This is a genomic window from Pseudoalteromonas sp. (genome assembly GCF_018402495.1).
GTDB lineage: Bacteria > Pseudomonadota > Gammaproteobacteria > Enterobacterales > Alteromonadaceae > Pseudoalteromonas.
Map to the genome: position 1 here is coordinate 939,515 of NZ_JAGYIU010000002.1, position 22,428 is coordinate 961,942.

Here is a 22,428-nt window from a genome sequence, read left to right on the forward strand (position 1 = left end):
AATATGAGTGTAAGCATGCCATAAGGCAGTAAATAAAACGACTGTGAATTAATGTGAGTAATCGCGCTACATTTTTAGTAAGTTGTGGATAACTATGTAGATAACACCCACAAACTACCCATCCGAAGCATCTTGAAATGCCTAGATTAATTTGTAATTTATTGTTTTGTTTAAAAAAAGATAATTCGAGGTTCTTTTTTATTATTTTTCTATTAATGTGGAAAAAGCATTTATACCGTCACTGTTTTTATAACCCACCTTAATTATTTACGTCCATTTAAACAACAGGATGAGCATTCTAGCATAATGGATCAAAGATCATAGCGATCCTTTATAATTTTTTTCATGCCTACCAATCACTAAATGGCATATAGCGCATAACAACGTGCTTTACGCCTAAAAAACCAGCAAATAAATTTTTAAATCGGCTGATTCATCGTGTTAAACTTTATTTAAGAGACTTTAATGGAGCGAAATGATATGAAAAATATAGCTGTAATTTTAGCAGGTTGTGGTGTGTTTGATGGTAGTGAAATTAATGAGGTGGTACTGACTTTATTACACATTGAAAAAAATAATGCTCAGTATCAGTGCTTTGCACCTGATATAGAGCAGTACCACACCATTAATCACATCACTGGTGAAGAAATAGCACAGCCGCGAAATGTATTAGTTGAATCAGCTCGCATCACCCGTGGCAATATAAAGTCACTCGCTGAATTAGACGTTACACAATTTGATGCACTCATTGTCCCTGGGGGCTTCGGGGTCGCTAAAAATCTATCTGACTTTGCTATTAATGGCACTAACGCTAAAGTAAACGAGGCAGTACTTAGCGCTTGTAAAGCGTTTGCGGATGCAAAAAAAACCACTGGTTACATGTGTATTGCACCGGCTCTATTGCCTTTTATTTATCATAAACCTCAGCTTACTATTGGTAATGATAGCGACACAGCCGAGGCTCTTAGCACATTAGGCGCTGAACACGTAGAGTGTAAAGTGGATGATATTGTTATTGATAAAAGCAATAAACTCGTTACGACACCGGCCTATATGTTGGCACAGTCTATTATGGATGCAAATGCAGGAATCGATAAGTTAGTGCGTAACGTATTAGCTATGAGTTAGTCGTAACGGGTCTGATCGCATTTAAAATACGACATACTCCCGTTTTATAATTTAACTACGCGCCAAACCATGTAATTTTATTGAGTTAAGACAATCAATAGTCGTATTTCTAAATAAAATCGGCTCTGAGCATTTTATAAATGACTTAGTGGAGTTATAATTGGTTTGAATTCCGTCATTTAAAATCGTGATTGATCACGTTCAAATTGAAGTGGGCAAGGCAAAATGAAAAAACTATCAGCTGCAGCATTACTTGTGCTAGCAACCACAGCATACGCACAGCCATATGATAACTCTATGACTGAAGATGCTATTAAAAAACGTTTAGCGCCTATTGGCGCTGTTTACCTTGAAGGTGAAAAAGCAGCGGCTGCTGAACCAACAGGGCCTCGTTCAGGCGAGCAAGTATACCAAGCAGCCTGTTTTGCTTGTCACGGAACGGGAGCTCTCGGTGCACCAAAATCTGCTGATGATTGGGCTCCTCGTATCGCCAAAGGCAAAGATGTATTACTTGAACATTCAATCAATGGCTTCAATGCAATGCCGCCACGTGGTACATGTATGGATTGTTCAGATGATGAAATAAGCGCAGCAATTGATTTTATGACTGCTAAATAAAATTAGTCAGGCTAAAACTATAAATGAAAGGCTTACTCACAGTAAGCCTTTTTTGTTTCTAATTATCGACTTTTCGCAGCATAATTAAGATAAATATCTACTTGACGCAAAATGTTAAAAGTGGAACTATAATGATTAATAACTATACAAAAAATTATAACTGGTTAAACATCATTGGAAGATAAACTCATTGTACCGAGTAGCGTAGTGCGCCAAAATAAACGACTAAAAGCACTATTGAAAAAGTACAAACATGCCTACCACCTCCACAATGCCCTGATACAGCTATCAGAGCAAGCAAGTACTGTTGCCGAATTAACCTTACTTTACCCAGCTATTCATGACATTTTACAAAAGTATGTCCCGAGTAAAAGCTTTTATGTGGTGCTTGTTGAGCCGCAATCACAACAGTTGGAACTGTCTTATTTTTCTGATGAAAAAGATGGAATTTCTGTACCACTTAATCGGGAGAATAATTTTGAAGAAGGCGCAACGGGTTATGTGTTTAAGCAAGGAAAGACCACTTATTTCACTAAGCAACAAATGCATGATGCTGCACAGCAAGGCTTATTCAAAGCATTAGGTACACCTGCAGAACACTGGGTAGGCGTTCCAGTTTATCAAGAAAAAAATATTATTGGCGTATTAGCAGCGCAAAGTTACGACACTGAGCAAGGTTATAGTTCGCAACAAATAAACCTACTTGAAGCAATGTCACTCTATTTAGCGACAGCTATTGAACGCGTTAAGAAACGAGAGCTACTCGAATCAGAAGTAAAACTAAGAACCCGTGCATTAACGCAAAGCAATGATACTTTAAATGTTGAAATACAACAACGAAAAAATGCCCTGCAACGCCAGCAAATATTATTCAAAATTTCAGAGCTGACAACTCAAGCTAAAAACTTAGATGATGCTTATTTTCAAATACACAAAATAATAAAAACCATCACTTACGCAAAAAATCTTTATATTGCCTTATATGATAAAGAATCGGGTTGGATTAGTTTTCCTTACAGTGTTGACGAATTTCAAGGCAGCACCCAACCAAGGCGCTTTGCAAAAGGGTACAGTGAGCTGGTGATCAGTACCGAAGAAACACAAATAATTCACCCGCAAAGAGCACAAGAATTATTAAATAGTGGCATTGTAGAGCGTGAAACACCAATTGATGAGTCGAAAAGAGCCACCAGCTGGCTTGGCGCTCCGCTAAAAACCTCACAAGGGGTTATTGGTCTAATTGTTTGCCAAGCTTATAATAATGAACACCTTTTCACACAAGATGATGCAGAACTCATAACCTTTGTATCGCATCAAATTGCCACGGTATTACAAACAAAATTAGCCTCACAGGCGCTGAAAAAGAGTCACCAAGAGCTCGCTTCTCGTGTAAACGAAAAAACCAAAGAGTTAAGCCAAGCAAATTTGCATTTACAGATGCAAATTGATGAGCGTAAAAAAATAGAACAGCAGCTGTATCACGATGCGCACCATGACTCATTAACAAGCTTGCCTAATCGTAATTTATTTTTAACTCAGCTAGAAAAAACGCTACAGTTTTATCAACGTCATCCTGATGAGCACTTTGCGGTACTGTTTATTGATCTTGATAAGTTTAAAGATATAAACGACCAGCTTGGGCACCATGCCGGAGACGAATTTTTAATTAGCGTGGGTCAGTTGTTCTCTCAATGTATCCGTGAGCATGATTTATTAGCACGCTTAGGGGGAGATGAATTTGTAATTTTACTCACTCATTTAACCGAGCCAAACCAAGCTGAGGATGTTGCAAATCGAATCATCAACATCATGCGAAAACCTTTCTGTACAAAAGGTATTTGTGTGCAAAGCGGCGCGAGTATTGGTATCACTTATTCAAAGCAAAGCTATAAACATACAGATGAAATTATTAGAGATGCTGATGCCGCAATGTATTACGCTAAAAACTCCGGTAAAAATCGCTTCGAATTATTTCACCCGTTACTCACAGAGCCAATGCTGCAACATGAGTCACAAACATTGCACCATCTTGATGTATTACCTATGACGTTTCGTAGCTCAGATATTATTTCTACGGATGAGCATTATCAATATGCCTCATTATTTGAAGCGTTTGGTGAACACCCTGTACTTGGCTTTACTAGTTTTGATATTTTAAAGAAATTTGCGAGTGATAAAGAACAGCATATAAAAGTAGAACTCCAACTGATTTTACAGGCGTATCAACAGGCGAAAGACGCTGAAATAAGCGTTGCTCTTCTGCCTTGCTCAAGTCTGCTTTTAGAAAAGCATGAATTCTCTTTATTAACAGCTGCACTAAAGCAGTCGGTAAACAGTGACCAGCTTTGCTTATTGTTTGATGAGCAAGAGTTGCGTTATGCCAGTTCGCTGCAATTAGAAAACTTAAAACAACTTAAAAAGAACGGTTACTCGATTGGCTTGAACAATTTCGCAAAAGACAAATGCGAGCTTAATTTGTTGACTGAAATAGAGTGTGATTATTTACTGCTTAGCTCCACCTTTAGTAAGCGAATATTACAGCAAGAATGCTACGATTTGCAGTTGCAGGGGGTGCTTGCTATTACTAAGCTTAAACGTATCAAAGTAATAGCTAAAGGCCCGTCAATCTTAAACCTCAGAGCCCTTTTAGATAAACATGGCTTGAACTTGTTTGTTGCCAAACAGCACCCACTTAAAAGCGCGATACGTTCAACACTTATAAGCTCAGAATCAAAATAACGCTAAACGCATCCTATTGTGGTTTTTTTAGCATAGCTCTTAAATTTGCAACCCGAGCTTGGCCTTTTTCCATGCGTTCAGCTTGGGTGTTAGGCGCTTTTTTGTTTTCAAAAGCGAGATCATCTTGGGGTAGCTCTTGCACAAATCGACTCAACTCCGTTTGCGATGTTTCACCAAATTGACGACGAATTTTAGCATACGTTAAGGTTAGCTCTTGCTGCGCACGGGTAATACCCACATACGCAAGGCGGCGCTCTTCATCTACATTATCCTCATCAATACTCACTTGGTGTGGTAACAGCCCCTCTTCCATGCCTACCATAAATACATAAGGGTACTCGAGTCCCTTTGAAGCATGCAGCGTAAGTAATTGTACTGCATCTGCTTCATCTTCCTCTTCGTTACGCTCAAGCATATCGCGTAGGGTCAATTTACTAACCACTTCAGCCAATGTCATTGGTGGATTATCAGCATCACCTGTTAACATATCGGTGATCCAACGGTATAACTCGGATACATTTTTCATGCGCATTTCGGCGGCTTTGGCACTCGGTGATGATTCGTATAAGTAAGCTTCGTAATTAATATTTCGCACTAAATCTTTTACCGCTTCTAAGGTATCGCTGCGAACTGCGTTATCCGAAAGCTCAACCACCCAGCGGGCAAATCCAGCTAACGCATTATAACCACGGCCTTTTAGTCTATACCCTAAGTCGTTATCGAAACACGTAGCAAACAAGCTTTGATGTTTTTCATTGGCTAAGGTGCCTAGTTTTTCAAGCGTCACCGTGCCTATTTCACGCCGTGGTGTATTCACAATTCTTAAAAAGGCATTGTCATCATCTTGATTTACTAATAAGCGTAAGTAAGCCATGATATCTTTAATTTCAGAGCGGGAAAAAAACGACATCCCGCCGCTAATTTTATAGGGTATACGGTTACTCATTAAAGACTTTTCAAAGCCGCGTGCTTGGTGGTTACCTCGATATAAAATCGCATAATCTTTATAACTAGTACGTTTCATAAATTTATGAGAAATAATTTCTGCAACCACGCGTTCTGACTCATGTTCTTCATCACGACAGCCAATGACTTTAATCTGTTCGCCATAACCTAGCTCACTAAAAAGCTTTTTTTCAAACTCATGAGGATTATTCGCAATTAATATATTAGCCGCTTTTAGAATACGCCCAGCACTACGGTAGTTTTGTTCTAGTTTTATTAATCGAAGTCCAGGGTAATCTTTACTTAATAGCACCAAGTTTTGTGGGCGAGCCCCCCGCCAAGAGTAAATTGACTGATCGTCATCTCCCACCACAGTAAAACGTGCACGCTCACCCACCAGCAATTTTACTAATTGATATTGGCTGGTATTAGTATCTTGATATTCATCCACCAGTAAATAGCGAAAACGCTGCTGCCAACGTTCACGTGAAGTGGCGTTACTGCTTAAAAGCAGCGTGGGGATCATAATTAAATCATCAAAATCCAGTGCGTTATACGCTCTTAATTGATTTTGGTAACGCGCATAAAGCTGCGCAAATAAAGACTTTTGTGCATCGCGTGCTTCACCAATAGCTTGCTCTGGTAAAATGAGTTCATTCTTCCAGCTACCAATTTGCATTTTTAGCAGGTTCAGTAAGTCTTTGTCTTTTTTAAGCTCGTCTTCGGTTAAATCACCGAGTAATTGATTGGTATCTTGGTCGTCAAACAGCGAAAAACCGGGTTTAAACCCAAGTGTTTTTAACTCTTTTTTGATGATTTCGAGCCCAAGCGTATGAAATGTAGAGACCCATAAACCTTTAGATTCTTGCTTGCCTAAGGTTTGCATAACCCGCTCGCGCATTTCTTTAGCTGCTTTGTTAGTAAAAGTAACGGCAGCAATATTACGCGCTTGATACTCACACTTTTGCACTAAATAAGCGATTTTATTAGTAATAACTCGCGTTTTACCTGAACCTGCGCCAGCTAATACCAAGCAAGGACCACTAATGTACTTTACCGCTTCATCTTGTTTAGGATTGAGTTTCATAATGACCAGGTGATTGCAAAAAGACGGGCAATTTTAACGTAATCACTACAATACGCCTAGCCAATAAGGTAATATTAGTTATTATCATTTTAGGCAACAGGCAAGGGACGACTATGATTAACCCAGCAAAACTTGAAGAAATTGCGAAACAGATCACTAATAACATGCCACAAGGTGTAAAAAATCTGGCTGATACACTTGAATGTAAAACCAAGCAAGTGTTACAAAATAAGCTTGCCGAAATGGATTTTGTAAGCCGTGAAGAGTTTGATATTCAAAGCCAAGTGCTGATCCGCACCCGTGAAAAGCTGACTGAATTAGAAGCGAAAGTAGCGCTACTTGAACAGCAATTATCGGCAAAAACAGACGCTGAATAATAACTATAACGCCATAAAACAAACACCACTTATGGCGTTATTTACATTCACTCTCAAACAGTTCATCTAGCGTATAATATGCGATTGATTGCTGCTGCTTTAAACTAACCATTAGCATTTTCTCAGCAACCTGTTCACCGGTGATAGGTTTATAGCGCTTTAACCTACCACATTGAGTTATCCACGGAAGTACTAACGCGGCTATTTTTTCTGCTACACGCAACTCTGAACGTTCGCCCAATAATAAAGACGGTTGCAACACGCTTAGTCGCGAGAAGCCAAGCTGCTTTACCTGCTGCTCAAGTTCACCTTTGATTTTTAGGTAACGGCTCATACTATGCGCATTTGCGCCACTTGATGACACCAAACAATAATGAGGAACACCGTTATTGGCCGCCATTTGAGCACAAATAAATTGGTAGTCAAAATCAACTTTACGTTGTGCTGTTAGGCTTCCAGCTTGCTTTAGCGTAGTGCCTAAGCAAGAAAAAAACACGTCACCATTAAATAATTCAACGTAATGCGTCAGGTTTTCAAAATCAATAACATGGCTAGTTAATTTAGGGTGAGAAAGGTCTAAATGACGGCGCGATAAGCTCACTACTTTCGAATAGCGAGGACTTACTAAAAGCTGTTGTAATAACTGGCTGCCCACTAAGCCCGTACTACCGATAATCACTGCCGTTTTAGCCATACTAAGCGTGACTACCCACTGACTTATTTAGCACATGCTGTATTGCTTTTTTATAACTAGTGCATTCTTCTTCGGCGCAGCTCACTACTGATTCTAGATCGTGTAAGTGGCCATTTTCCAATCCATACACCCATCCATGAACTGTTAGATCTTGACCTCGCAACCACGCATCTTGAACAATACTGGTACGCGATACATTACGCACTTGCTCAATCACATTTAGTTCAATTAAACGGTCTAAGCGCTGCTTTTCTGGCATTGCATTAAGTTGCTCTAAATGCTTTTCTTTAACATCACCAACGTGGCGTAACCAGTTATCAATAAAACCAAAGCGATCTTCATTTAATACCGCTTGAACACCACCGCAACCATAGTGACCAACAACCATAATGTGTTTTACTTTTAATACTTCGACTGCATACTGCATAACCGATAAACAATTATGATCTGTGTGCACTACCACGTTGGCAACATTACGGTGAACAAACAACTCACCTGGAAGTAAGTCAACTATTTGATTGGCTGGTACCCGAGAGTCAGAACAACCGATCCATAAATATTCTGGATTTTGTTGCATCGATAAAATCTTAAAAAATTCAGGGTTCGCTTCGCTCGTTCTCGATGCCCAGCGTTTGTTGTTTTCTAGTAAGTTATTTAAATTTCTCATTACATCTCTTTTAGGTCGAGGGCGTTAAACTGGCTAAAATTAAAATATTACGGGGAGTTAATTGCTTTTCACAAAATGTACCAACACCAACGTCATAGCCTTGCTGTTGCAAATATAAAGCACGATCGAGCACAAGCCAAACTTCTATTGCCCTTCTAAACACATGTCGAACCAGTTCAACTCGTTCCGTTATCTTTTTTCGTGCCTGCCCAACCAATAAAAACTTTTCATAATCAATACCTTGAGGTAATGGCAAGGCTTTTTTATCAGCAGCCCAGTTACAAAATGATGCAAACGAATCTGAAAATATCGCCTTATTCACTGATGGCACACTAACATACGCTGTCTCACCGGTGAGAGACTTTCTTAATGCATCAAACCCGAGTCGCCACTCAACTTCTGTTTTTCGCACTTTGCTAACTCGCGATGGAGCCGTGACGGTTTCTTGTAAGGCGAGTTTTAAATCTCTATGAGTTAAATTAAGCTCACTTCGCTTCGCCTGTTCGCTCATTGCTTGATAATTATTCTCGGTAAATAAATGATAACAACAAGGTGAAAAGCTAATTTGCGCTACTTTTGCCGCACTGGCTTGATACATAAAAGTTTGATGTAACGCACCGCAGGCATGTAAAGCAACGGCATGAGTTTGCGGGTTAAAAAAGTCCTGAGTGTTATCTGTAAGTACATCAGCTTGGCTAAATTGCATAGCAAGGCCTTGTTGCTGTGCACTTGTTTGCCCTTGCTCACATAAATGAGGTTGAAGCTCAACACTGTGCACACTCGGTGCTCCATTAAACGCCAACATACGCCCTAAATGCCCCTTGCCTGCACACCATTCTAAAATAGGCTGATTATTAGCAGGTAGGGCACCGACAAAGTCTTGAAGCTGAGTAAACTTTCGTCCTTTTATACCATTACTGATCCAAAATGGATAATCCGCTCGACGGCTTGTTATAGTCGGCAGTGAAGCCAATTGACTTAATTGCCCTACACCGGGTATGAAAGGTGAAAAAAATTGATAAAGCTTCGCTTGATCCGTATCTAACTCAGCAACCGCCTCATCAGATAACTCGGTTAAGCAAACATGCAACTCAGGCCACGGTAATGAGTCAAAATCAAATGCGGTGCACTGCCAATAAGAACGTGTGCTCATCAGTAACGAATCGAGGGCAGAAAATTGCTCAGTTAAGGTCATAACAGCTTAAAATATAAAAAAGAAGATAAATTATACCAGTACACTAGCGTCTAATTAAGCGGTTATTTTTTTAAACTCATAGAGCAAGACTAGCACTTAGCTTTATATACACTTATGTTTTTAGCTGAATTTAGCGTGATTTAAAAATTAGCCGTAAATAAAGCGGGATAGAAATAATACTAATAATAATGGCAGCAATCAGCATCCAAGAAAACTGCAGGGTTTCTTGCTTTTTATATTTATAAATAAAATCAGCTTTTACTGCATCAAACTTTGTTTGATCAATCTCATATAAATCAGCAATTAAGCGCCATTTTGCCATCGACATATTACCCACATTGGTGCTAGGTGGAGCAACATACTCTTTTAACACTTCCGCTTCATACGCTAATTGATGAAAACTACGTTCAGAGGCATAAAACTGCTGAGTAATCGCAATAGCTTCATCCATATTCATTAAAGCATAACGCCATCCTTTTAAACTCGCTTGATAAAATTTTTCTACCGTATCAGGATGATACTTAAGCATATCGTCACTGGTAAATAAAATATCTGCGTATACGTCCATACCATAACGTTGAGGGCATATGAGTCGATGAGCAATGCCTTGCTGCTCCATATAATAAGGTAAGTCGGTAACATAAACTTCTATGGCATCTAGCTTATTTTCCATCCATGCTTTTTGTAATTGATTACCTTTGTATATAGCTAACTTTTCGGTATCAATGCCGCTACGCTTGAGCATAGTCAATAGCTCAGAGCTGCTCTCTTTACTCACTTGACTAACACGTTTATTGACAAAATCACGGGCATGAAAAATATCAGAGCTTTCTTTGACCATCCAGCAATAAGGAGAAAACTGTAATATGGCAGCCATGGCTACAAAGGGTTTACCTGCAATACGCTGCTGTAAAATACCAGAATGCGCAACCCCAAACTGGGCTTCACCACGCTGTACCGCGCCAAAACTATTTGGTCGTTTTTGATCTGCAGGCACAATAGTGACGTCTAAACCAGCCTCATCATAATACCCTTTTTGCTGAGCCATATAATAACCCGCAAATTGAAATTGATGTGTCCACTTTAATTGTAGTGTGACTGATTCCTGCGCCATTAACTGGTTACAAAAAAGGCAGGCGCTAATTATCATTCCTTTAAGTAACAAAGAGAGTTTCCAAAAAACGTAGTGATTAACGTAACTATATGTAAAGCAGCTGATAAAGCAAGCATCCACAGAAGATGCCTGCTTAAAATAGGATTATGCTAAGGCGAGCTTTTCAAGCTTTTCTGCTTGAGGTTGTGTGGTTAAAAACTGGGTAAAACACGGGTTATGGGTTTCGTCTTGAACACTGTAACCTAGGCGGTTTAAGTGCTCATTAAACATCTCATATTGACTTGGCTCAATAGCAAAACCTGCCAATACATTACCCGTAGAACCGCCATGATTACGGTAGTGAAATAAAGTGATATTCCAATTACTACCCAGTGTATCTAAAAAGCGCGCTAATGCACCTGGGTACTCTGGAAACTCAAACCGCAGTAAGCGTTCATGTAGCTGCTCTGGCGCTTTACCACCAACCATATACCGTACATGAAGTTTTGCTAATTCGTTATCTGACAAGTCGCAAAACGAATAGCCATTATCGGTTAGACTTAGTTTAAGCTCCTCAAGTTCTGCTAATCCTTGGCGCAGTGCAATACCAACAAAAATTTGCGCCTCGCCAGGCCCTGCATATCGGTAGTTAAATTCGGTAATAGCGCGCCCACCGAGTGAGGCACAGAATTGTTTAAAGCTACCGCGTTTTTCATCAATTGTTACCGCTAATAATGCTTCGTTCTTCTCACCTAATGCAGTTCGTTCAGCTACATAGCGTAAGCGATCAAAATTTAAATTAGCACCAGACAAAATGGCCGCTAAGTTTAACCCCTTTAAACCCGACTGCTGAGACCATTTTTTAAGCCCTGCAGTTGCAAGTGCGCCTGAAGGTTCGGCAATAGCACGGGTTGATACAAAAATATCTTGCATGGCAGCACATATTTCATCATCTGATACGGTCACCACTTCATCGCAAAACTTTTGCGCCAGTCTAAATGTTTCGCTACCAATTATTTTTACGGCAACACCATCGGCAAAGCTTCCTACTCTTTCTAGCTCTACAGGCTCTCCCGCTTCCATGGCAGCTTTTAAACAAGCACTTTCATTAGCCTCGACTCCAATCACTTTGATATCTGGGCGCAGCGATTTAATGTACACCGCCATACCCGCCAGCAATCCGCCGCCGCCAACAGGAATAAATACCACGTCTAAGTCGTTCAGCTGTTGCATTAGTTCACGGGCAACTGTGCCTTGACCAACAATGACATCGGGGTCATCAAATGGAGGGACAAATACGCCGTTTCGCTGCTCAGTTAATTCAAGCGCATAAGCCTTTGCGGCATCAAACTGATGACCATGTAACACGACTTCCCCGCCCAATGCCCTTACCGCATTAACCTTAATTTCAGGTGTCGTTACGGGCATAACAATGGTGGCTTTATGCCCTAGGTGCGAAGCACTCAGCGCCACCCCTTGAGCATGATTGCCTGCCGATGCGGTGATCACGACCGAGCCCTTTGGCAGCTTATTTAATTTATTAAAAGCACCGCGTAATTTAAACGAATACACCGGTTGCTGATCTTCACGCTTTAACCAAACATGATTACCTAATCGTGCACTCAATTCGGCCATTTCACTCACCTCAGTCACCTTAGCTAAAGGCTCCATATTGGCTTGGATAATAGCGCGAAAATAATCGAGTTCTTGAGAAACCATAACTAGCTGAGCTCCTCCAGTTTGGCTAAATCACGCACCGCACCTTTATCGGCACTGGTTGCAAGTAGCGCATACGCTTTAAGCGCAGATGACACATAACGATCGCGGTTAAGCGGCTTATACGCTTGTTTACCACGAGCCAACTGTTTTTGCCTGCGAGCTTCGAGTTCCTCATCGCTTAATGCTAAAGTGATTTCTCGAGTAGCGATATCGATGATAATTTTATCGCCATTTTCAACATAAGCTATCGCGCCACCGCTGGCTGCCTCGGGAGACACATGGCCAATTGATAAACCTGATGTGCCCCCTGAAAAACGCCCATCAGTAATTAATGCACACTTCTCTGCCAAACCTTTTGATTTTAAATAACTGGTTGGATACAACATTTCTTGCATGCCTGGCCCACCTTTCGGGCCTTCGTAGCGAATAACCACCACATCACCGGCTTTTACTTCACCATTTAAAATCCCTTCTACTGAATCATCTTGGGATTCATACACAACCGCAGTGCCTTCAAAATGCAGCATTTCATCAACCACCCCTGCACTTTTAACAATACAGCCATCTATCGCCAAGTTACCTGAAAGTACCGCAAGGCCACCATCTTGACGAAATGCATGCTCTACACTGCGAATACAGCCGTTCTCACGGTCATTATCCCCTTCGTCCCAACGGCAATCTTGGCTCATCGCTTTGGTGGTACGAATGCCAGCAGGACCCGCGCGGTAAAACTTTCGCGCCACTTCGTTATTAGGATCCGTTGCATCCCATTTTTTTACCAACTCACCCATCGTCATACCAGCAACATGATTAACCGATAAATCAACCAAGCCAGCTTTACCAAGCTCGCGTACTATGGCCATCATGCCACCAGCGCGGTGTACGTCTTCAATGTGGTATTGCGCGGTAGCTGGGGCAACTTTACATAAAAACGGGGTTTTACGTGAAAGTTCATCGATGTGCGACATATCAAAATCTACACCGGCTTCTTGTGCCGCTGCTAATAAGTGCAATACCGTATTTGATGAGCCGCCCATGGCAATATCAACCACCATAGAGTTCATAAATGCGGTTTTATTAGCGATGGCACGAGGCAGTACGTCTTGGTTATCTTTTTGGTAATACTCGCGGCATAGATCAACGATACGCGCACCCGCTTCAACATACAGTTGCTTACGATCTTTGTGGGTCGCAAGCGTTGTACCGTTACCCGGCAGCGCAAGGCCTATTGCTTCTAATAAACAGTTCATTGAGTTGGCAGTAAACATCCCTGAACACGAACCACAGGTAGGACATGCTGAACGTTCAACCTGCTCTGAGTCGGCATCACTTACCGATTCATCGGCGCCTTTAACCATGGCATCTACTAAATCGAGTTTAATATCGATATTGGCTAATTTAGTTTTACCCGCTTCCATTGGGCCACCCGATACAAAAATAACCGGTATATTTAAACGCAGTGCCGCTAACATCATCCCAGGGGTGATTTTGTCGCAGTTTGAGATACAAATCATCGCATCAGCACAATGGCCATTGACCATGTACTCTACCGAGTCGGCTATTAAATCGCGCGATGGCAATGAATAAAGCATACCGCCGTGCCCCATGGCAATACCGTCATCTATGGCGATGGTATTAAACTCCTTTGGTACACCGCCCGCTTGGGTGATGGTTTCAGCCATTAGTTCACTGAGCTGATTAAGATGCACATGCCCCGGCACAAATTGTGTAAATGAGTTAACCACAGCAATAATGGGTTTACCAAAGTCGGTGTCGGTCATGCCTGTTGCACGCCATAATGCTCTTGCGCCTGCGCGTTTACGTCCTTCAGTAGTCGTTGCACTTCTTAATTTAGCCATAGTTACCTCAGTATTTGCCGCAATAAATGCGGGCATTCCTCATTCTAAAAATTGATGAGTAACCACGTGAACAGTTACTCGTAAAATCTGTTAAATTTGTTGTTATACAGCTTGTTGCTGTAAGTTTTGCAGCGTGACGTGCTTCACATCAACCAGTTTATTTAGTTGACTGGTAAGCAAATAAATTGGTTTATCGCTATCAACCGTCATGGCCATATTATATTGGCCATCGTCCATATTGAGCTGTAAGTGAGTTAAATCAAAACCACGATGACGCACGACACGTAAAAAGCGCTCGATTGCGACACTTTGGCTTTTTAAGGCAATAGTTAAGTTATGTTTCATTGTGCTTTCTCCGTCATCATTTCATCGTTAGCAGCCCCAGGTGGAACAAGTGGCCATACGTTTTCTTTATCATCAATACAAGCATGAACAATGTAAGGCCCATCGCTATTTAATAAGGCTGTGATTGCATCATCCACTTGGTTGGCATGGGTAATCGTTTGCCCCGCAATACCAAAAACAGCCGCTAGCTGCACAAAGTCAGGGTTATCTGACAAGTTAGTTTCGCTATAGCGCCCTTCAAAAAATAACTCCTGCCATTGGCGCACCATGCCTAAGCGCTGGTTATCAAGTATCAGTATTTTTACTGGTAAATTATTACGACGAATAGTGGCAAGCTCTTGGATATTCATCATGATTGAGCCATCACCTGATACGGTGATCACAAAGTCATCTTTTCTCGCTATTTGTGCGCCGATTGCCGCAGGTAAACCAAATCCCATGGTGCCTGCACCACCACTGCTTAAGTGGTTGCATGGATGGTTAAATTTCATATGCTGCGCAACCCACATTTGGTGCTGACCCACATCGCAGCAAACAACACTGGTGCTTGGCATACGCTGGCTTAGCTGATTAAGTAAATAAGGGGCAAATACTTTTTCACCCGGATAATCGTAGCGCCATGCATGCTTAACCATCATTTGTTTATTATGATCGCACCACGCTTTTGGCGTAACGACGCATTCAAGAGCGGGAAGTGAGGTTTTTAAATCAGCAATTAAAGAAGCCTTTGCGGGTTTACGTTTACCGACCTCGGCTGCATCTATGTCTAAATGAATCACGTTTGCTTTTGCAGCAAACTTAGCTAAGTTGCCTGTTACACGGTCATCAAAGCGAGCACCAATACACACTAATACATCACATTCTTGCACCGCTAAATTAGCCGCTTGACCGCCATGCATACCTAGCATGCCCAAATCATATTCGTAATCAGGTAATACACTACCCAATGCTTTAAGAGTTGAAACCGCTGGCATTTGCGTTTTATTTAAAAATTGCATTAATTCATTTTGCGCATCAGCAGCATGAACGCCTCCCCCCACATACGCCACGGGTTGCTTGGCTTCACTAAGTAATTGATTGGCGATAGCAACTTGGTTTAAATCCAGTTTAGGTAAGTATTCATCAGCCGCTAACCAAGGTTTAAAAGGCACTTGCGCCATTTGAATGTCTTTGGGGATATCAACTAAAACCGGGCCTGGTCGGCCGCTTTGTGCTAAATGCATCGCCTCTTGTAATATTTCGGCTAAATCTTCTGCTCGCTCAACCATATAACTGTGTTTAGTACACGAAAGCGACATTCCCAACACGTCAATTTCCTGAAAAGCATCAGAGCCAATAGCGGCGGTTGGTACTTGCCCCGTAATAGCAAGTAAAGGCACTGAGTCCATCATGGCATCTGCCAATGCGGTAATTAAATTAGTAGCTCCAGGGCCTGATGTTGCCAAGCACACACCTAAACGTCCAGTACTGCGTGCATAGCCCACGGCGGCAAACCCAGCACCTTGCTCATGACGAGTAAGATAATGTTTTACAGGCGCACCATACAAGGCATCGTAAATGGGCATAATAGCACCACCTGGGTAGCCAAATACTTCATCTACGCCGTGTTTGGCGAGTAAATCGATTGTTAGTTCTGCGCCTGTCATTAGTAAATCCTCATTCCTGTGTGACAACCCATTAAAAATTTAACTCTAAAACTAAAAAGCCCCCCGGACGGTTAAGTGCGGAGGGCTTTTCAATGCTTAGTTTTTTAAAGCACTACGAAGCCCTCGCGGTAATAATCACCACGATGATAATCAGGACTAGGTTAAGTGCATTTTTAAGCATAAAATTCAGTACCATTTAAGATTTAGTCATTGCGAACATAGTGTTTCGCTGTCTTTTTATATTAGTACCGCGCTCAGGGCGGTAAGTCAACACCAAATTCAATTCAAAATAATTATAAAAATACGCTTGCTCAGGTTTTAAAATTCAATTGAGCCAAGTTAAATAGATTTTTTATCCCTTCATTTCAACTCAGGAAATTCACTATTCTTATAACACTGAATTCTGGTTTGATTAATTTTTAGTAAACCGCCTCACTTTTATCTAACAAAATTAAAATAAACCGCTCCCTTAAGAGTTTCTTAAGCGTGGCAGCCTAGCATAACAACGTTCACTAAAAAGAGGCGTGTTATGAACTCAACTTTCAAACTCAGTAAGCAACCGCAAGAAAATACTAAAAAACACCCGAGTAAACTTTAGGGTCTGTTGATCTTTCAAGGTTAAATTTACAGCAGTCTGTTTGGTATTTAGGCAAGGCAGAGCCTATGTAGTGTGGTTATTCCCCATAAATAGGCAATAACGCAGCATCAATGCCAAACAGGCGCTGCCCGAAGGGTTCTGTCTAGGTGCAATTTCCTTTTTGTTGCCACCATAGATGGTGGTATGGGGCGTGAGCAGGACGCACACGCTTTGCTCGATTTTTTACTTATTCTTACTTGGATATAAGCCAGTAGAATAACGCAGGAGCAGTTATCGAGCCCACTAGGTTACAAACCTCTTGGGGCGATTAAATCGCCCCTATTTTGAACAAATTTTAATCCGTAAAGGTCAATAGACCCTAATTGGCCTAACACTTATTAATCAGGCATTTTTACGTTACCTATAAAGTAAACTAAGTTAGTATTTATAAAACAATTTAAACTTGATTAGGATTTTTATGAAAATGTTACTGCGTATTAGTCATTTATTTGTGGTGTTATTACTTTTAGCCTATAGCGTTAATGGCTATACAGCTCCAGCTTTATTCAAAATAGAAAAACAAGGCGCAAGCTCGTATTTATTTGGCACCGTACACGTTGGTGATGCCAGCATGAAAGGGCTACCACAAAAAGTAACACATGCATTAGATAACAGTAATCAAGTTGTTGTTGAAGTGGATATTAGTAAATTATCACCATTACAAATGCAGCAACGCTCAATGCCGTTTATGTTGCTTACCAACGGGCGCACCCTGCAAAGCGAGCTTTCAGAGAAAAATTATCAACAACTCAAAGACTACTTTGCTAAAAAATCGATTGATATAGCTATGTTCAGCAACTTTAAGCCTTGGGCTGTCATGTTGACCATAATGCAAATCGAGTTTCAAAACGCAGGCTATTCAGATAAAAATGGTATCGATAAGCAAATACTTGAGTACGCTCAAAAGCATAATATTGACATTGCAGAACTTGAAACTGTAGAGCAACAATTACAAATGTTCGATGGCTTAGAGTCGCTAAGCAATGCCATGATGACAGACACTTTTGAGCAACTAAGCGATATAAACACCTACTTTATTACCCTAGTCGATGCGTGGAAAGAGGGGGATATGCAAACTCTTACTAATTATTATCATACCAGCTTTGATAACAGTCAATATGGCCAACAAAGCAAACACGTCATGCTGATAGAGCGTAATAATAACTGGATTACACAGCTCACTCCCAAACTTGAGCAAGGTAATGTATTTATTGCGGTAGGTGCCCTGCACTTAGTTGAGCAACATGGTTTAATTAAAAAACTGCAAAACAAAGGCTTCAATATTACTCGCCTGTAATACTTGGTATGTTGAAATTTGCTAAAGCTCGCCTCTAAATTACGCCATTTCACTAATTTAGGTAAGCGATTTTGAGGTAAGAAAATTACATCCTAAATTCGGATAATAAGTGCAATTTCTCAGATTAGATGGCCAGCTGTTATAATTCGGCCATTTTCTCGCCAAAGGAAATTGCTTTAATGAAATATAAACAGCTGACACAAGAAGAAAGATACCAGATTTACGCGTTAATAAAAGCAGGAAACAACCAAAAACAAATTGCTGATGAACTAACTCGTTCACCGTCGTCTATTTCCAGAGAGTTAAAACGCAATAAAGGGCTTAAAGGCTATCGGCCTAACCAAGCCAATAATTTTGCAGAGCAAAGTCGCAAATCATCTTTCAAAGCAAGTAAGTTAACAGATGAAGTTACTGAATGGATTAATAAATTGTTGCTTAACGGACTTTCTCCAGAGCAGGTGGCAGGTCGCTTAGCTTTAGAGAAAAAGGTCGTTTTACATCATGAAACGATTTATCAATATATTTACAGGGACAAGGCGCGTGGTGGTGAACTACATAAGACACTCACTGTGCATGTAAAAGTATAAAAACGCTATGGAAGCTACGATAAACGTGGGCAGATAGTTAATCGAGTCAGTATTGATGAACGCCCAAGCATTGTGGATGCAAAGTCTAGGATTGGTGATTGGGAGGGTGACACAGTGATAGGCAAAGGGCGTAAAAATGCCTTTGTCACAATGGTTGAACGTAAAACGTTATATACAATCGTTCACAGAATTGAAAGCAAACATGCGCAAATAACAGCCGATGCGCTGATAAAGTGTATGACACCATATAAAGATAAGGTTATTACCGTGACTTTAGATAATGGAAAAGAGTTTGCTTACCATGAGCATATTGCACAAAAATTGAAGCGGATGTGTATTTCGCTCACCCATATTCATCATGGGAGAGGGGCATAAATGAGAATACCAACGGCTTACTCAGGCGCTTCTTCCCAAGGGAACTGACTTTATGGCGCTAAGTGAGTCAGAAATACAGGCGGCAGTTGATAAGCTCAACCATCGGCCAAGAAAGACAAGAGGGTATAAAACTCCTCATGAATTATTTACCGGGCAATCAGAAGTTCTGGTGGCTGCATAATGATTGCACTTAATACTTGAATTCAAGCATCGATAGCAAGGCCAAAATTCGTTTTTTAGTTGCGCTAAGTGAAGGGTTTTTAACATAGCTAGCGTCATATTTATTCCTTTAAAATGATTAAGTATCATTGCAAATTAGTATAAAAAAGCCCAGCTATATAAACTGGGCTATAAATATAATACTAACGGTTCTCTAACCGATTATAATCAAATACTCCAAACTCAACGCCTCGATATTGGCGGGCAACCTGATGTAATATATCGCTGTATTGCCAAAATTGCGGGTGAGTTCGGCGAATCGCGAACTGAGACTTCAAAGCGCGATAATCAGCTTCCTCTTGCATTAGTGGTAACTGCTCTGCAAAAGCCGTCATCTGTTGCGGATTATTCAAATACCAAATTGCCGAAGGATAATCACCAATAAAACCCGGTACTATTGTCACCGTGTCTTCTTCGTAAGCCCGTTGTCCATCTTCGTTTAATAAACTGGAAATATTGTAATGCGCATTATGGTGGATAATTGTATACCCTTTGTGGCTATCTTGCTCTTTAACCAGCACAAATGAGAGTTGCGGCAATAAATTAATTGCTTTAGCAGGCATGGAATTAATCGCATTTAATGGCGCTGGTACCTTTTTGTAATCATAACGTTGGCTTAATACCGGCTCTAATGCTTCTTTAATTAAGCCGTATAGCTCTGACTGTGGGTTATTTGTTTGATAGCTAATACCACTTGGTTGACTAAACTCTCGGTTATTCTCAAAGAATGTCGATAAACTTGGCGGAGATTTACGGTACCAACTTTGCTTAATAGCTTCGCGCTTCGACTCAGGTAACAGTGCAAGAAAATTTTGCTCACCTTCAAGGCGTAAAAAGTCCATATACAAACGAGTTATTAGCTGATGACCAACGTTGCCATACACATCAAAACCCGCCACTAACAAGTAATGAATACGTTCAAACAATGCGTAATCCAAAATCCACATAGTTTTGGGCTCTTGACCAACAAACCCTTTAACCACTGTAGCACTATCAAAATGTCTAAAAATAGTTAATGCCGCATTTTGGTTATGTCCATCCCCTTTCCATAATAGATCGGTAGTCAAATGCTCGCCATTTTCAAATAATTTATTAGCAAGCTCTACTTTAGCTTTTAAGTAACGTTTCTCACGCACTGAATACTTCACCCAATTAGAAATAGGTAAAGCATTACTTTCCTGAGCTGCGGGTAGCTCTAATGCATCTTCATGCTGCATTAGCATTTGGCCAACAGCAGGTGTTGCTGCTTTTTTTGGATCAGCAAATGCCACCCAAAAATGATCATTAATTACATTAAGTGCAATTTGGCCACGACAGACCGGCCCTTTAATAAAGCCCATAATAATTAATTCAGCTTCATCAAGCATAAATTGATACTTCGCGTCTATTGGTAGCGCTTCAAACGTTTTAAATGGATTTGAAGCAAGCGCAGGTTTATAACTTGGTAACTGCTCTACACTATAATCTGGCGCAATAAATTGAGTATATAAACGTGCTAACTTTTCGTCATTTAACTTAAGAGGAAGGTGAGTCTTAGATAATATAGTTGAACGTTCATGCATTAAGCGATAATAAACACGATCTATTTTTGGATCGTCATAAGGGCGACGAGTACTAATAAGTTGAATGTCTTCACCAGGCGGTGTACTTGAACGAACTAGCTTAAAAAAGCTAGGTTTGTCAGTATCAATAAAATAAATATTTGCTAAAAACCAATGCTCATAAATATAACGCGCTGAAAGTTGATATTTTAAGCTATCTTGATTTAAAAATTCCTCCCAGCTTTTCACTTGCGCTAACTCAGCAGCTGATGGCGGCTTAATATGCGCCATTTTAGCGCCTTTTTTCATCCAGCTTTGTAAGTGCTGAAACTCTTTAACCGATACCCCAGGCAGACCATAAGGCATTCCTGCATGAGGTTGATCATTGGCAAACTGGTCAAATTCACCCATAGTGGCACAGGTTTGAGCGCGATTAAGTGAAAAGTCAAAGCGTTTATCTAGTACTTCATCTTTAGGCAATGGCGAGCTTTGCTTTAACACTAGAGTATTAAACAACACACTACCGGCTAAATTAGCCTCTTCAGTTTGCTCTCGCTCGTTTAGCACTGGACTAAACTCTTTATCGCGCCATTGCTCAGTACGGGTTGCATCAAATAATAAACGGCTGGGGGTCGAGGCTAACAATCGAGTGCCATCGTATACAAGTTCCTTGCTAAGCCCCCTGTCGATCCCTTCGGGTGAGGAGAGTTTTAATTGACAAGGCGCATCATAACAGCCATGACAAACCACACAGCGAGTATCGAGTACAGGCTTTACATGTTGTAAAAATTCAGCTCCCTGAGCGCTATTGTATTCAACAATACGGTGTTGTGTTTGCTCAGGGCCAAATAATTCATTGTAATGTGCATTCCCTAAATAAGCACAGCCACTGAGAATAATAAGTATAAAAGTACCAATTAATACTCTTTTCATTGTTCAGCCTCATCCCCTAAATCAAATGTAGGCATCATATCAATTTGAGGTGATACAAACGTCAGGTTATCAGCCGTAATAACCGCAGCGCTCAATAGAGGCCCTTGAATGAGAGTTAACTGAGCGTCGTGCTCAGATTGCACTATGCTAGCAAAGCTTGAATTGAGAATATGCAACTCATAGCCCGCAATACTAATACCTATACTGCTGTCGGCATTCGGATTCTGGCATAGTTGAGTAAGTAACTCATCACTTAAAGTAACTGAAATTTCCATGTCAGGCTGCGCTAAGTCACGTGTACTTAGTGTTTCATCTAGAATAAATAAAGGAAGGGTTAAACTACTATCTTGTTCTAGTTCCATTGGACTCTCTGCGCTACTGACTATTTAATTTAATCGTTATTATAACAACGTTCCACCTTAAATAACGATAAACAAGCCTCAAATAGCCTAGTTATTTTTTATAACGATGTAATCAAAGCCGCTAATTTTTCTAAGTCAAACCAAGCGACTGAAAGCTGCCCGCTTTTCTTCAGACATTAAAAAAGCCACCGATGCGACCTTTTTATAATAATAACTCTACGATAGTTGCTACAAAGTGCCTTCGCCCAAGGTAAAAGTGCCATGGTGCCCACAGCGGTAAAAAGCCACATAGCAAATGCGACACTCTCTATGCGTTGGGAGTCGCTTCGCTCGCCCAACCTACGCGATAAATGCTGGGTGAGTGT

General features: G+C 40.8%; 18 protein-coding genes and 1 pseudogene. 8 read left to right on the forward strand and 11 right to left on the reverse strand.

Features of this window, described 5'->3' with window-relative positions; genetic code table 11:
• Window positions 1-480 precede the first annotated feature (480 nt).
• From elbB to KG708_RS09845, 3 genes are all read left to right on the forward strand, one after another.
• Window positions 481-1,128 carry an isoprenoid biosynthesis glyoxalase ElbB gene (elbB, locus tag KG708_RS09835; RefSeq protein ID WP_213609280.1) on the forward strand — a complete coding sequence of 216 codons (648 nt, stop codon included), beginning with the start codon at window positions 481-483 and terminating at the stop codon, window positions 1,126-1,128.
• Window positions 1,129-1,353: 225 nt separating this feature from the next.
• Window positions 1,354-1,746: a cytochrome c5 family protein gene (locus tag KG708_RS09840; protein ID WP_213609282.1), complete on the forward strand. Its 393-nt coding sequence runs from the start codon at window positions 1,354-1,356 to the stop codon at window positions 1,744-1,746.
• A gap of 174 nt (window positions 1,747-1,920) precedes the next feature.
• Entirely contained in the window at window positions 1,921-4,485 is a 2,565-nt protein-coding gene (locus KG708_RS09845; RefSeq protein WP_213609284.1) for a diguanylate cyclase, read from the forward strand.
• 13 nt (window positions 4,486-4,498) lie between these two features.
• On the opposite strand, the gene rep is transcribed toward KG708_RS09845, so the two are convergent.
• Window positions 4,499-6,517: a DNA helicase Rep gene (gene rep, locus KG708_RS09850; RefSeq protein ID WP_213609286.1), complete on the reverse strand. Its 2,019-nt coding sequence runs from the start codon at window positions 6,515-6,517 to the stop codon at window positions 4,499-4,501.
• Window positions 6,518-6,630: 113 nt separating this feature from the next.
• Here rep and KG708_RS09855 point away from each other — a divergent pair, with 113 nt between their 5' ends.
• The gene (locus KG708_RS09855; RefSeq protein ID WP_213609288.1) at window positions 6,631-6,894 is read left to right on the forward strand and encodes an accessory factor UbiK family protein; all 264 of its coding nucleotides are present in this window, start codon (window positions 6,631-6,633) and stop codon (window positions 6,892-6,894) included.
• 37 nt (window positions 6,895-6,931) lie between these two features.
• Here the strand turns inward: KG708_RS09855 and KG708_RS09860 are convergent, their stop codons facing one another.
• The 8 genes from KG708_RS09860 to ilvG form a co-directional block, all read right to left on the reverse strand.
• Window positions 6,932-7,588: a short chain dehydrogenase gene (locus KG708_RS09860; RefSeq protein ID WP_213609290.1), complete on the reverse strand. Its 657-nt coding sequence runs from the start codon at window positions 7,586-7,588 to the stop codon at window positions 6,932-6,934.
• Between the two features lies 1 nt (window position 7,589).
• Window positions 7,590-8,255 carry a carbonate dehydratase gene (gene can, locus KG708_RS09865; protein WP_213609292.1) on the reverse strand — a complete coding sequence of 222 codons (666 nt, stop codon included), beginning with the start codon at window positions 8,253-8,255 and terminating at the stop codon, window positions 7,590-7,592.
• A gap of 10 nt (window positions 8,256-8,265) precedes the next feature.
• A complete protein-coding gene (locus KG708_RS09870) occupies window positions 8,266-9,450 on the reverse strand; it encodes a methyltransferase (RefSeq protein WP_213609294.1) in 1,185 nt (394 codons plus the stop codon).
• Between the two features lie 130 nt (window positions 9,451-9,580).
• On the reverse strand, window positions 9,581-10,564 hold the full coding sequence (locus KG708_RS09875) for an ABC transporter substrate-binding protein (protein WP_213609296.1): 984 nt from the start codon (window positions 10,562-10,564) through the stop codon (window positions 9,581-9,583).
• 144 nt (window positions 10,565-10,708) lie between these two features.
• Entirely contained in the window at window positions 10,709-12,262 is a 1,554-nt protein-coding gene (gene ilvA / locus KG708_RS09880; protein WP_213609298.1) for a threonine ammonia-lyase, biosynthetic, read from the reverse strand.
• A gap of 2 nt (window positions 12,263-12,264) precedes the next feature.
• On the reverse strand, window positions 12,265-14,121 hold the full coding sequence (gene ilvD / locus KG708_RS09885; protein ID WP_213609365.1) for a dihydroxy-acid dehydratase: 1,857 nt from the start codon (window positions 14,119-14,121) through the stop codon (window positions 12,265-12,267).
• Window positions 14,122-14,223: 102 nt separating this feature from the next.
• A complete protein-coding gene (gene ilvM / locus KG708_RS09890; RefSeq protein WP_076918840.1) occupies window positions 14,224-14,466 on the reverse strand; it encodes an acetolactate synthase 2 small subunit in 243 nt (80 codons plus the stop codon).
• Window positions 14,463-16,112, reverse strand: a complete 1,650-nt coding sequence (gene ilvG / locus KG708_RS09895; protein WP_213609300.1) for an acetolactate synthase 2 catalytic subunit — start codon at window positions 16,110-16,112, stop codon at window positions 14,463-14,465. Before ilvG ends, ilvM begins: the two co-directional genes overlap by 4 nt.
• A gap of 1,055 nt (window positions 16,113-17,167) precedes the next feature.
• Between ilvG and KG708_RS09900 the strand changes: the two genes are divergently transcribed.
• The 4 genes and pseudogenes from KG708_RS09900 to KG708_RS17620 all read left to right on the forward strand — a co-directional run.
• Window positions 17,168-18,046, forward strand: a complete 879-nt coding sequence (locus KG708_RS09900) for a TraB/GumN family protein (RefSeq protein WP_213609302.1) — start codon at window positions 17,168-17,170, stop codon at window positions 18,044-18,046.
• A gap of 179 nt (window positions 18,047-18,225) precedes the next feature.
• The gene (locus tag KG708_RS17610) at window positions 18,226-18,633 is read left to right on the forward strand and encodes a helix-turn-helix domain-containing protein (RefSeq protein WP_301003349.1); all 408 of its coding nucleotides are present in this window, start codon (window positions 18,226-18,228) and stop codon (window positions 18,631-18,633) included.
• Window positions 18,634-18,684: 51 nt separating this feature from the next.
• The gene (locus KG708_RS17615) at window positions 18,685-19,008 is read left to right on the forward strand and encodes an IS30 family transposase (protein ID WP_366513598.1); all 324 of its coding nucleotides are present in this window, start codon (window positions 18,685-18,687) and stop codon (window positions 19,006-19,008) included.
• Window positions 18,966-19,189, forward strand: a pseudogene (locus tag KG708_RS17620) (IS30 family transposase); the annotation flags it as partial. The gene KG708_RS17615 and the pseudogene KG708_RS17620, both read left to right, overlap by 43 nt.
• Before the next feature lie 181 nt (window positions 19,190-19,370).
• Here the strand turns inward: KG708_RS17620 and KG708_RS09910 are convergent.
• On the reverse strand, window positions 19,371-21,701 hold the full coding sequence (locus KG708_RS09910) for a fatty acid cis/trans isomerase (RefSeq protein ID WP_213609304.1): 2,331 nt from the start codon (window positions 21,699-21,701) through the stop codon (window positions 19,371-19,373).
• Window positions 21,698-22,063, reverse strand: coding sequence for a hypothetical protein (locus KG708_RS09915; protein ID WP_213609306.1), 366 nt, complete (start codon window positions 22,061-22,063; stop codon window positions 21,698-21,700). The genes KG708_RS09910 and KG708_RS09915 overlap by 4 nt, the downstream gene beginning before the upstream one ends.
• Between the last annotated feature and the right edge of the window lie 365 nt (window positions 22,064-22,428).

Excerpts from the sequence above, each read along its gene's own strand:
- elbB (WP_213609280.1), top strand. The coding sequence starts at position 481 with ATGAAAAATATAGCTGTAATTTTAGCAGGTTGTGGTGTGTTTGATGGT.
- KG708_RS09840 (WP_213609282.1), top strand. The coding sequence starts at position 1,354 with ATGAAAAAACTATCAGCTGCAGCATTACTTGTGCTAGCAACCACAGCA.
- rep (WP_213609286.1), bottom strand. The coding sequence starts at position 6,517 with ATGAAACTCAATCCTAAACAAGATGAAGCGGTAAAGTACATTAGTGGT.
- KG708_RS09855 (WP_213609288.1), top strand. The coding sequence starts at position 6,631 with ATGATTAACCCAGCAAAACTTGAAGAAATTGCGAAACAGATCACTAAT.
- KG708_RS09860 (WP_213609290.1), bottom strand. The coding sequence starts at position 7,588 with ATGGCTAAAACGGCAGTGATTATCGGTAGTACGGGCTTAGTGGGCAGC.
- can (WP_213609292.1), bottom strand. The coding sequence starts at position 8,255 with ATGAGAAATTTAAATAACTTACTAGAAAACAACAAACGCTGGGCATCG.
- KG708_RS09870 (WP_213609294.1), bottom strand. The coding sequence starts at position 9,450 with ATGACCTTAACTGAGCAATTTTCTGCCCTCGATTCGTTACTGATGAGC.
- KG708_RS09875 (WP_213609296.1), bottom strand. The coding sequence starts at position 10,564 with ATGGCGCAGGAATCAGTCACACTACAATTAAAGTGGACACATCAATTT.
- ilvA (WP_213609298.1), bottom strand. The coding sequence starts at position 12,262 with ATGGTTTCTCAAGAACTCGATTATTTTCGCGCTATTATCCAAGCCAAT.
- ilvD (WP_213609365.1), bottom strand. The coding sequence starts at position 14,121 with ATGGCTAAATTAAGAAGTGCAACGACTACTGAAGGACGTAAACGCGCA.
- ilvM (WP_076918840.1), bottom strand. The coding sequence starts at position 14,466 with ATGAAACATAACTTAACTATTGCCTTAAAAAGCCAAAGTGTCGCAATC.
- ilvG (WP_213609300.1), bottom strand. The coding sequence starts at position 16,112 with ATGACAGGCGCAGAACTAACAATCGATTTACTCGCCAAACACGGCGTA.
- KG708_RS09900 (WP_213609302.1), top strand. The coding sequence starts at position 17,168 with ATGAAAATGTTACTGCGTATTAGTCATTTATTTGTGGTGTTATTACTT.
- KG708_RS17610 (WP_301003349.1), top strand. The coding sequence starts at position 18,226 with ATGAAATATAAACAGCTGACACAAGAAGAAAGATACCAGATTTACGCG.
- KG708_RS09910 (WP_213609304.1), bottom strand. The coding sequence starts at position 21,701 with ATGAAAAGAGTATTAATTGGTACTTTTATACTTATTATTCTCAGTGGC.
- KG708_RS09915 (WP_213609306.1), bottom strand. The coding sequence starts at position 22,063 with ATGGAACTAGAACAAGATAGTAGTTTAACCCTTCCTTTATTTATTCTA.